Below are 9,421 nucleotides of genomic sequence, written 5' to 3'. Positions count from 1 at the left end.
GCCCCTCCTACGCCACCGAGAACGTTCAAAAGTATGGGTGGTTTTATGAACAGCGTAGATAAAAAGAAGGACAGGGCTATCCCTAAATTAAAACACCAAAATAATTTTTTGAAGATACTTTTTGAAGGTCTTATCCCGCGTGGTTCGAACAAATGTAAACACAGGCCCAACAAGGCCATAATCATCCATCCATTATAGAGAAAATGCAGATAGAAATAGATGGCCAAACGGTACCAAACGGATTCCGCCCCGAGCGTATTCATAATCGCACCCAAGGCCCAAGGCCCCAAACTGGATAGTACCAGATACCAAAGGGCGGCGGTGATGCAGGTATAGCCGTTCGTTTTTTTGAACTCGCGCTTAGCATGCTTCCTGAAAAACCAAAAAAAACAATACGAGGCAAACAGGAAGAGCGTCGAAAAAATAATTGAAAAAAGCGCATAGCCGGTAAATGGAAAAGTAAAAAGCATGCCCACCAGACTTAGCTGTGTAAACCAAAAAATACGACCGTACTCTTTTTCCTTAACCGGACTCTGCACGAACAATTTATAGATTAAAGTGGTCAATGCAATATATACCCATCCCAAAAGTGCGATATGTGAATGGGTATGGACTATAAATTTGTAGTTGACCGGAATTTCGATGGATGCAAACGACCTCAGCACCACACCCAATAATGCCGCCATCAAAAAATAGGCGAAGGACGTTCGAATATGCAGTTTTAAATCTATCATTTTGCTACCGCAATTTAGGTAAACAAAGTGATAGGCCAATTTGTTGGATTATTGTAAAAAAACCAAATAAAAATCATTTTTTCGGTGTTTTAAAACCTTCAATTTTGTACGCTCGGGATCCTTTACCAAAAACGAAGGCGAAGACGTTTCGTTTTGTCTAGGGCCTAACATGGCCTATTTTTCAAAGATCGCCTCCCTTCGCAAATGACAGACCATATTTACGGCAGAACCGTCCTTATTTCCCGGACCGATAGGCCCCATATGTTCGTCAAGGAACTTTCCATTTATCTAAACTATCTGAAAGATCAAATTACATAGACCCGTAGGGCGATTATTAAAAAACAAAAACAATATTTATTGTTGTTTGCGACCAATCTACAAGAGGGAATCTTCTATTATGAAGGACTTTTCACCAGTTCCATGGAGGTGTTCAAATCCTCAAAGCAAAAATTCTATATGACTCTTTCTGCGCGAAGGATGCTTTGGAAGAATTGGTCTTGGAAATCTAAGGACTTGAAATTACCAAAACATAAGCATAGAACATGACACTTGTCATATTTTGAGATAAAAGTCCATCTTATATTTGTACTTATAAAAGATAAAAAGGTCTTTTTATATAGGTATAGAAATAACTAAAATCCAAATAAACATGAAATCCAATACCCCTAAATCCGTGGTGTTAGTATTCGTCACAGCTTTGCTAAGTCTTTTTAGCTCCTGTAAGGATAACAGTGAAAATAAGGAAATCGCAAGTGCCGACATACCGGCTACGGTAGAAATGAAGGCCATTTTGACCTCGCCGCCCCATGTACCGCCCCCGACGGGAAAAAGAAAGGCGAAAAAACTGATCGTCGATATGGAAATCCTCGAACAGGAAGGTGAAATGACCAATGGGGTAAAATATATATACTGGACGTTCGGCGGTACCGTGCCCGGAAGTTTTATCCGTACCAAGATAGGCGATGAAGTGGAATTCCACCTCAAAAACCATCCCGATAACAAATTGCCGCACAACATCGACCTTCACGCCGTTACAGGCCCAGGTGGTGGTGCCGAATCTTCTTTTGTCGCACCAGGGCATGAAAAAGTGTTCTCCTTTAAGGTGCTAAATCCGGGACTCTATGTGTACCATTGTGCCACTGCCCCTGTGGGCATGCACATTGCCAACGGCATGTACGGTCTGATTTTGGTGGAGCCCGAAGAAGGTCTGCCCGATGTGGACAAAGAATATTACGTAATGCAAGGTGATTTTTATACCAAGGGGGATTATGGAGACCGTGGCCTGCAACCCTTCGACATGCAAAAAGCCGTGGATGAGGACGCCGATTATGTGGTCTTCAACGGAAAGGTAGGTGCCATGACCGGCGATAATGCCATTACCGCAAACGTAGGCGAAACCGTTCGTCTGTATGTTGGCAACGGCGGCCCGAACCTGGTATCATCCTTTCATGTGATAGGCGAAATTTTTGACATAGTCCGTATGGAAGGCGGAAGTTTCGTGAACGAAAACGTACAGACTACCGTAATACCCGCTGGGGGTGCGGCGATCGTAGAATTCAAAGTTGAAGTGCCCGGATCGTTTATACTGGTCGATCACTCGATATTCAGGGCGTTCAACAAAGGCGCTTTGGCCATGTTGAAAGTAAGCGGCGAGGAGAACAAGACCATCTATTCAGGGGAAATCGAAGACGGTATTTATTTGCCCGAAGGGGGCGGCATCCAAAAAATGCCCATTAAAGACGGTATGGAGGGGGAACCTATTCCCGCCAAATCAATGGCCGAAATGGTGGAATTCGGAAAGCAAACGTATATGCAGACTTGTTTTGCCTGCCACCAGGCCGAAGGTCAGGGAATATCGAACGCCTTTCCGCCCTTGGCAAAATCAGATTATCTGAACGACGACGTGACCCGTGCAATCGACATTGTACTTCATGGCAAGTCCGGTGAAATAACGGTCAACGGAGAAAAATACAACAGTGTAATGACCGCACAGACCTTGTCGGATGATGAGATTGCCAACGTACTTACCTATGTATATAACAGCTGGGGCAATTCCAAAAAAGAAGTGACCCCATCAATGGTAAAGTCCGTTCGGAGTGGTAAATAATCAAACAAAAACTATGGGTACCTTTTTAAAAAGCGTTTTTTTGTTGGTATGTTTCGTTGCCGTCCATACAGCCACGGGGCAAGAAAATATGGTGAATGTAAAGGGAGGAACCTACATCCCTTTATACGGTGTAGATTCCACGGCCGTTACCATCGCCGATTTTTCCATGGATGTCTATCCTGTTACCAATGCGGAGTATTTGGAATTTATCAAGGAATTTCCGGTATGGCAAAAAAGCAAGGTAAAACCCTTGTTCGCCGATGGCAATTATTTGGTTCATTGGGAGAGCGACCTTTCGTACGGAAGCCAGCTTTCGGCCGATGCTCCGGTTACCAACATTTCATGGTTCGCAGCCAAGAAATATTGCGAATGTCTAGGAAAAAGGCTGCCCACGATCGATGAATGGGAATTTGCGGCGATGGCCGATGAAAAAATGGCCGATGCCAGAAAGAAGGAATCCTATAACCAAAAAATATTGGATTGGTACGAAGCCCCAAAAACCTTCAACCACGAGATCGGATCGACCTTTAAAAATTATTGGGGCATCTATGACCTGCACGGCCTGGTCTGGGAGTGGACGATGGATTTCAACTCTGTTTTGATTTCTGGGGAATCAAATAAAGATGTGGACAAAGACAGTAATCTGTTCTGTGGAAGTGCCGCCGTCGGGGCATCGGACCTGATGAACTATGCCGCCTTTATGCGCTATGCCTTTCGGGGAAGTATGAACGCCAAATATTCCGTAAAAAACTTGGGATTTCGCTGTGCAGAGGATGTTCCTAAAATTTAAAATACAATGAAAAAAATAGTACATACCCTATTCCTGTTTATCTTTTTTGCAACCCTAACGTCGTGCCATACAAAAAAGAAAGACGATCTGGCCATAATCGAATATCAATGCCCCATGAAATGTGAAGCGGACAAGATTTTCGATGAACCCGGAAATTGTGCCATCTGCAAAATGAATCTGCAACCTTTGGAAACAAAAATAAAGGAGACCGATGAAATCTCGGATCTTTCCATTTACAACCTGCCCTCGAAATGGAAGACCCAAAACAATACGGAAATCGAGCTAAAGGGACTAAAGGGCGATGTGGTCGTCATGGTCATGATCTATACCACTTGCAAAGCGGCATGCCCAAGGCTGGTGGCCGACATGCGGGGCATCGAAGCACAAATTCCCGAAGCCCAAAAAGATAAGATTAAATTGGTGCTGGTTAGCATAGACCCCGAAACCGATACGCCCGAACGTCTTAAAGAATTTTCCATAGAAAACGAAATGAAATCAGATCAATGGATATTCTTAACGGGCTCCGAATCGGATACCCGTGAATTTGCCGCGGTACTCGCCGTGAACTACAAACAGATCTCGCCGATGGATTTTTCTCACTCCAATATCATTAGCGTCTTTGACCAACAGGGCGAGCTGGCACACCAAAAGGAAGGGCTAGGCGTTAACCACGAAGAGACCGTTTCAAAAATTTTGGAATTGGTTGATTAGGGAATCTTCTCGCCGATAAATGATGGTCTAAGTTTTGTGGATCTTCTAAGTTTGGATGAATCGTATAAAAATAAAGGGATATTTTTTATTTTCAAATCAACCTTAAAAATCCTTTTTCTTGGATTTGTGTATCAACCGCCAAATAGGCAACACCGTCCAAAGTACCAACATCAGCATCGAGACCAGAAAACCTTGATCGGTGCCGAAAAATTGCTTGAAGACGGCACCGGTATATCCCAAAAGGGCAGAAATATCCAGCTTTAAGAGGATAAGTGTTCTCGATAAATCAATGGGGTTGAACATGGTCGCCACCAACGAAAAGGTATCCAACGGATATTGCTCGAACACAATCAGCGACATCAGAAAAAGTCCGTCGTAAATGACCGCCAAGAACAGCCAGAGCAATACGGCATATCCAAAGCCCTTGATCTTATTTTCGTTCGATAACGCAATGTTAAAGGATAACGCCGTAAAAATCATCGTTAGAAACGCACCAGCAACCAGAAGCAGGGAAAAATCGAAGATGGCATCACTGCGAAATAGTCCGTAAAGCACAAAGGGAATACCGAGACCCAGAACGAGGCTTAATGCCAGCGAACCGGCCACGCCCAAATATTGCCCCAAGAAAATGGACGAACGCTTAACGGGCTGCGCCAGCAACAGTTCGCTAAATTCCTTGGAATTGTAGAAATACATGACCCCGAAGATTGTTCCGATAAGAGGCACCAGCACAATGATGACATTCATCAGCGTTATGACGGCTTTCGATACGTCGTTGTTCAAAAACAACAACACAAAGCCCAAGGCGAGATAAAACAAAAAATAGACATAGCTCCACCGGCTACGGATCAGGTCGTAAAAGCTGTATTTGAGTATCTTAAACATCGGCCGGGGTGGTTGTTATGGCCGCGATGGCATGTTCTACGTTGGTTTGGCCGGTTTGCTTTTTCAGGGCCGAGATACTTCCCTTAAAATAAATCTTTCCCTCTAAAAGGTATACAATCACGTCGGCGATCTCTTCGACAAATTGCATAATGTGCGAAGTGACCAAAATGGTTTTGCCCTTTTTCTTTTCTTTCTGGATCAGTTCCTTTAATCGGATCATAGCCATGGGGTCCAGACCGCTTGTAGGTTCATCGAGAATGATCAAAGGGTTGTCGAACATAAAGGCAAGCACGATATTCACCTTCTGTTTGGTACCGCCTGAAAGGGTCGCCAATTTTTTGTCCAAAAAAGGTTCTAGGCCGAAAAGAGCAATCAGCTTTTCTTCGTCACTCTTTTTCTGCCGAAGGTCCTTCATCATTCGTATCAGCTCTTTTACTTTTAAATTGCCAGGGAAATTGGCTATTTGGGGTAGGTAATTGATGCCTTCGCGGTATTTCCACTTGTTTTTTATGGAATTTCCATCGATTGATATCGTTCCTTTGTTAGGAACCACCATGCCCAAGATACCTTTTATCAATGTGGTCTTGCCCGAACCGTTGGGGCCGAGGACGGCGAAAATGCCGCCTTTATTGATATTGAGGTCGAGACCGGTCAACACTTCGTTCTTACCGAATTTTTTATGTAGGTTTTGTATATTAATCATCGTCTTGTCATTCCCGTACTTCGGCTGCCCTCAGAATTAACTCCGGCGGGAATATTTTTTATATGAACGCCATCATTGAACTCGTCTTGAGTCATTCTTTTAATAGTAAAAAGTATTTCGTACATAGTATTTAGTATTTTTTTTCCATTGCCAACCGCAACTATTTAATTTTTACGGTCAACTGCGACTGCTCGCTGCCCACTTTCTTCATCAACGGATTCGCATCCAAGAGATTATCGGGCGTGAAAACCGGCGAAACTTTTTCCGAAAAATCGATGATGTCCATAAAAAGGCTTCGCAGCAGTACGATTGTTTCTGGAGTGCGGTTTACGATATAAGAAAAAAGTTTTACAGGCCGATAGGGCACGTCGCCGACACCATCTTTGTCGAGGTCGTAGCCCGTGTATCCGCTCCAGTAATTCTTATCGAAAACATTGTCGTTCAAGTTGCTGTTGTAAGAGAGGTCAAAGGAATTGTACAAAAAATTGTTGTTCGTGAACGTATTACCGTAAATCGCGCCCCTGACCCGTATGGCCCAGCCATTACCGACAAAATCGTTCTTCGCGTATGCTATTCGGTTGCTACCCTCTACGCTGATGCCGATGGTATTTTCGTCAAAGGTGTTGTCGGTAATTTTGGCGTCGTTGATTTCCTTCAGCAATAGGCCATAAGAAGCGGTGCCCCAATTTTTTCTAAAGATATTGTGCCGCATATCGATGAATTTGGAGAACATAACGGCCACCCCTGCACCATTGTTCTCAAAGACATTATTTTCATAAACATCGTGGTTCGAGAACATAAAATGGAGTCCGTAGCGAATATTGTCGTGGCTATGGTTGTTCTTGACGGTGCAGTTGTCGGCGAATTCAAAATAGATACCGTCACGAACGTGTTGTATGTCGTTGCCATTAATATCGATATTCTTGGAGTACCATAGATGTATGCCGTTGCCGGAGCCGAACTCGTCGACAGCATCGCCCTTTATCTTGTTGTTCGTAATCTTACCGTGGGATGCCTTTTCGAGGTAAATACCAAAAAACAGTTTTTCAAGCACTACGTTGCGGATTTCGAAATTTTTATTTTTGACCATTCGGATGGCCGCATGGTCTTTGGTATAACTCGTTCCAACATTGATAATCTTTACGCCATCGATTATTACTTGGTCGGCGGTAACGGTAAATATCTCGCCCTTGTCATCCCCATCGATTACGGGAAGATTCTGGCCCATTATGGTCAAGGGTTTATCAATATGAATGTTATACTCTTTGTAGATACCCTCTTTAATGAGAAGCGTATCATGATCGGCCGCGATTTCTATCCCTTTTTTTATGGATTTTACCTCACATGATGCGCATACGGTAATGGTATTTGCCCGTAAGCAAGTCCCTATAAAAATAATGGAAATAAAAAAGAGCGCACGAAGGTTTTTCATTATCGAATGATCAGAAATTTGGAATTTTCGTTGGCCTTTACCCAATGTTTTTCTTCCTTGGGAAAATTGAAATGCTGTTGCGTTTTAAGGGGGTAAGATTCCCCATCGATATGAAAAACGATATCACCTACAAGAACGATCAACTGTGCATCGCTCGGGGAAGTATGCTCTGGAAAAACGGCACCTTTCTCCAAACTGATGCTCAAGATTTCGAAAAAATCAGTTTTTACTAGTTTATCTACTTTGAGCTTCTCAAAGGGCTGGGAGGCTATGGTGTTGTTTATGGTGTACATTTTTTCGTAAAATTTATTGGGTTACTGGATTAATTAGTTATTCGAAGATCAATGGTCGTTAGTAAACGCTTTTGAAATTGCCCTGAACTTCGATACTGCCGACCGCGACTGCCTACTGTTTACGGTCTACTCATTCAATCCTCCCTAAACTTCCCCACAATATCCTTTATATGGATGCGGTAAACAATGGGAATTTCCCGTTCCTGCAAGTGGCTCGAAAAATCCTTTATAAACTTCGGGGCTTCACCCTCCTTTTTTGCTATGGTACGCTGTACGCCCTCGGCGAACCGGTGTAGGTGCATCTTAGCGGTACTGCCTTCAAGCTGCTCGAACCGACCTTGAACCAGTACCGAACGCCATTGCTGTATAGATCGGATGTCGTCTACCTGAAAGGCGACCGACCCGTGCTTTTCCATAGCCTCGATCTTATATCCCGGTGCGGAATAGCTCAAAATGCATTTTTCTTCGGCATCGTGGTAATAGGTGATCGGATTGATGTGCGGGGTTCCCCAAGAGATATAGGCCAAACGGCCGATATAGTTTTCGTCCAGCAATTGTAGGCATTCCAACGTTTCCATATTTTTTACCGTGGTGTTTTCGTTTTCCGTTGCTTCCATCTGCTGTTTTATTGGATTTCAAATCGTTCTTTTAAATCTTGCCAGCTAAAAAGTGCTCCGTTTTGTTCAGATTGTACAAGGCCCGCTGCTTCCCTGTTTTCGAAAGCGGACAGAAATTCCCCCATGGGACTGGGGATATTCTTACTGATAAGATAGGTGGCCTTTGTGCCGTCGATCAATTTGCCGGGGGTGTCAAAACCGTTGGCCAAGAAAAGTGCTATTTCGGTACTATCCGTATCCTTAACACTATTCATCATACATTCTATGGAATCGAACTTGAAGGCTTTTCCCCTTTGGGTCACGAATTCCGCGGCATGCTGTTTATCCACAATGGTCATGCTGCAATAGTGGCAAGCGTCCGAACCGTAATTAATGGGTTCGGGGCCGATGTTGCAAGAGGTGAATGCCAATGGCACAATCAGCAGCAGAAGTATCAGGTTCTTCATTTTCCTTTATTTTTCCATTCAAATAGTGTAGCTTTTGCAGCCAAGAATGCCCCCTGTCCCTACATTCGTCCCGCTCCTTGGGCCGCTCGTCGGATGCAAGAAGCCGGAAATCCCAAATGAACTTTCCAGTTAAGACCTATACCGTTGCCAATTTATAGGATTCTTGTTTCTTTACCGATTTTTGACTCTTCCATCCCACAAAAAAAGCAATGACGGTCAGCATCATACCCGCAAACATCATCCATGCTCCGGTTTCCGGCAGCGAGGTAACGTCAAAATTTAACATTTTCTCATGGCCCAATAAAGGAGGGCTGTAGGTCATTGGCGTACCATCGGGATGGGTCAGCTTCATAATGGCATTGGAATCCAGATTGCTACCATAAACGGTCATCCAATCATTAAAATCGTACATGCCCAAAACGCCTAAAACGGACATCAGCACGAACCATCCCATAAACCATTTGTAACTTACTTTTTTAAAAAAGCCCAAAAGGCCGATAAGCACACCCAGGGCGACCATAACGATAATGAAAATAGGAAAAGCCCTGAATTCCCACATATCCTCAGGCTTGGGTATGGTACGCATACCGATATAGTGGTTCAGGCCATCGATATTTCGGATATCAAATTCCTCTTCGCCCTCGATTCCCTGAATATAAATGTTCATACCCAATGCATCGGGATACTGTGGTGCCTCCAACTC

The 9,421-nt window shown here is 43.8% G+C and carries 10 protein-coding genes and 1 pseudogene; 3 read left to right on the top strand and 8 right to left on the bottom strand.

The features are described from left to right. Positions 1-734 (bottom strand): annotated as a pseudogene (locus ACEW8S_RS08590) (hypothetical protein); the annotation flags it as partial. A 649-nt stretch (positions 735-1,383) separates the two neighbouring features. Here ACEW8S_RS08590 and nirK point away from each other — a divergent pair. From nirK to ACEW8S_RS08575, 3 genes are read left to right on the top strand one after another with little or no spacing between them, the layout of a single operon-like run. After that, positions 1,384-2,841 (top strand): copper-containing nitrite reductase, encoded by a 1,458-nt coding sequence (nirK, locus tag ACEW8S_RS08585; protein WP_373517746.1) that lies wholly within the window; start codon positions 1,384-1,386, stop codon positions 2,839-2,841. Positions 2,842-2,854: 13 nt separating this feature from the next. Then, positions 2,855-3,631 carry a formylglycine-generating enzyme family protein gene (locus ACEW8S_RS08580; protein WP_373517745.1) on the top strand — a complete coding sequence of 259 codons (777 nt, stop codon included), beginning with the start codon at positions 2,855-2,857 and terminating at the stop codon, positions 3,629-3,631. 6 nt (positions 3,632-3,637) lie between these two features. Continuing rightward, positions 3,638-4,342, top strand: a complete 705-nt coding sequence (locus ACEW8S_RS08575; RefSeq protein ID WP_373517744.1) for an SCO family protein — start codon at positions 3,638-3,640, stop codon at positions 4,340-4,342. Between the two features lie 102 nt (positions 4,343-4,444). Here ACEW8S_RS08575 and ACEW8S_RS08570 read toward each other — a convergent pair whose 3' ends face one another. The 7 genes from ACEW8S_RS08570 to ACEW8S_RS08540 all read right to left on the bottom strand — a co-directional run. Next, complete coding sequence (locus tag ACEW8S_RS08570; RefSeq protein WP_373517743.1) at positions 4,445-5,227, bottom strand: ABC transporter permease; 783 nt, start codon at positions 5,225-5,227, stop codon at positions 4,445-4,447. Continuing rightward, complete coding sequence (locus ACEW8S_RS08565) at positions 5,220-5,930, bottom strand: ABC transporter ATP-binding protein (protein ID WP_373517742.1); 711 nt, start codon at positions 5,928-5,930, stop codon at positions 5,220-5,222. Before ACEW8S_RS08565 ends, ACEW8S_RS08570 begins: the two co-directional genes overlap by 8 nt. 160 nt (positions 5,931-6,090) lie before the next feature. Then, complete coding sequence (locus ACEW8S_RS08560; RefSeq protein ID WP_373517741.1) at positions 6,091-7,362, bottom strand: nitrous oxide reductase family maturation protein NosD; 1,272 nt, start codon at positions 7,360-7,362, stop codon at positions 6,091-6,093. Then, entirely contained in the window at positions 7,362-7,655 is a 294-nt protein-coding gene (locus tag ACEW8S_RS08555) for a cupin domain-containing protein (RefSeq protein ID WP_373517740.1), read from the bottom strand. The genes ACEW8S_RS08560 and ACEW8S_RS08555 overlap by 1 nt, the downstream gene beginning before the upstream one ends. A 134-nt stretch (positions 7,656-7,789) precedes the next feature. Further along, positions 7,790-8,272 (bottom strand): pyridoxamine 5'-phosphate oxidase family protein, encoded by a 483-nt coding sequence (locus ACEW8S_RS08550; protein ID WP_373517739.1) that lies wholly within the window; start codon positions 8,270-8,272, stop codon positions 7,790-7,792. Between the two features lie 8 nt (positions 8,273-8,280). After that, positions 8,281-8,718, bottom strand: a complete 438-nt coding sequence (locus ACEW8S_RS08545) for a nitrous oxide reductase accessory protein NosL (protein ID WP_373517738.1) — start codon at positions 8,716-8,718, stop codon at positions 8,281-8,283. A 136-nt stretch (positions 8,719-8,854) separates the two neighbouring features. Continuing rightward, positions 8,855-9,421 (bottom strand): LPXTG cell wall anchor domain-containing protein (locus ACEW8S_RS08540; RefSeq protein WP_373517737.1); only part of this gene is annotated, 567 nt, incomplete at its 5' end.

It is taken from the genome of Pricia sp. (genome assembly GCF_041745955.1).
Taxonomy (GTDB): domain Bacteria; phylum Bacteroidota; class Bacteroidia; order Flavobacteriales; family Flavobacteriaceae; genus Pricia.
This window is presented reverse-complemented; position numbering and strand designations above follow the sequence as displayed.

What these genes read in the sequence shown, in the direction of transcription:
- ACEW8S_RS08560 (WP_373517741.1), bottom strand. Translation starts at nt 7,362, where the DNA reads ATGAAAAACCTTCGTGCGCTCTTTTTTATTTCCATTATTTTTATAGGG.
- ACEW8S_RS08550 (WP_373517739.1), bottom strand. Translation starts at nt 8,272, where the DNA reads ATGGAAGCAACGGAAAACGAAAACACCACGGTAAAAAATATGGAAACG.
- ACEW8S_RS08570 (WP_373517743.1), bottom strand. Translation starts at nt 5,227, where the DNA reads ATGTTTAAGATACTCAAATACAGCTTTTACGACCTGATCCGTAGCCGG.
- nirK (WP_373517746.1), top strand. Translation starts at nt 1,384, where the DNA reads ATGAAATCCAATACCCCTAAATCCGTGGTGTTAGTATTCGTCACAGCT.
- ACEW8S_RS08545 (WP_373517738.1), bottom strand. Translation starts at nt 8,718, where the DNA reads ATGAAGAACCTGATACTTCTGCTGCTGATTGTGCCATTGGCATTCACC.
- ACEW8S_RS08555 (WP_373517740.1), bottom strand. Translation starts at nt 7,655, where the DNA reads ATGTACACCATAAACAACACCATAGCCTCCCAGCCCTTTGAGAAGCTC.
- ACEW8S_RS08580 (WP_373517745.1), top strand. Translation starts at nt 2,855, where the DNA reads ATGGGTACCTTTTTAAAAAGCGTTTTTTTGTTGGTATGTTTCGTTGCC.
- ACEW8S_RS08565 (WP_373517742.1), bottom strand. Translation starts at nt 5,930, where the DNA reads ATGATTAATATACAAAACCTACATAAAAAATTCGGTAAGAACGAAGTG.
- ACEW8S_RS08575 (WP_373517744.1), top strand. Translation starts at nt 3,638, where the DNA reads ATGAAAAAAATAGTACATACCCTATTCCTGTTTATCTTTTTTGCAACC.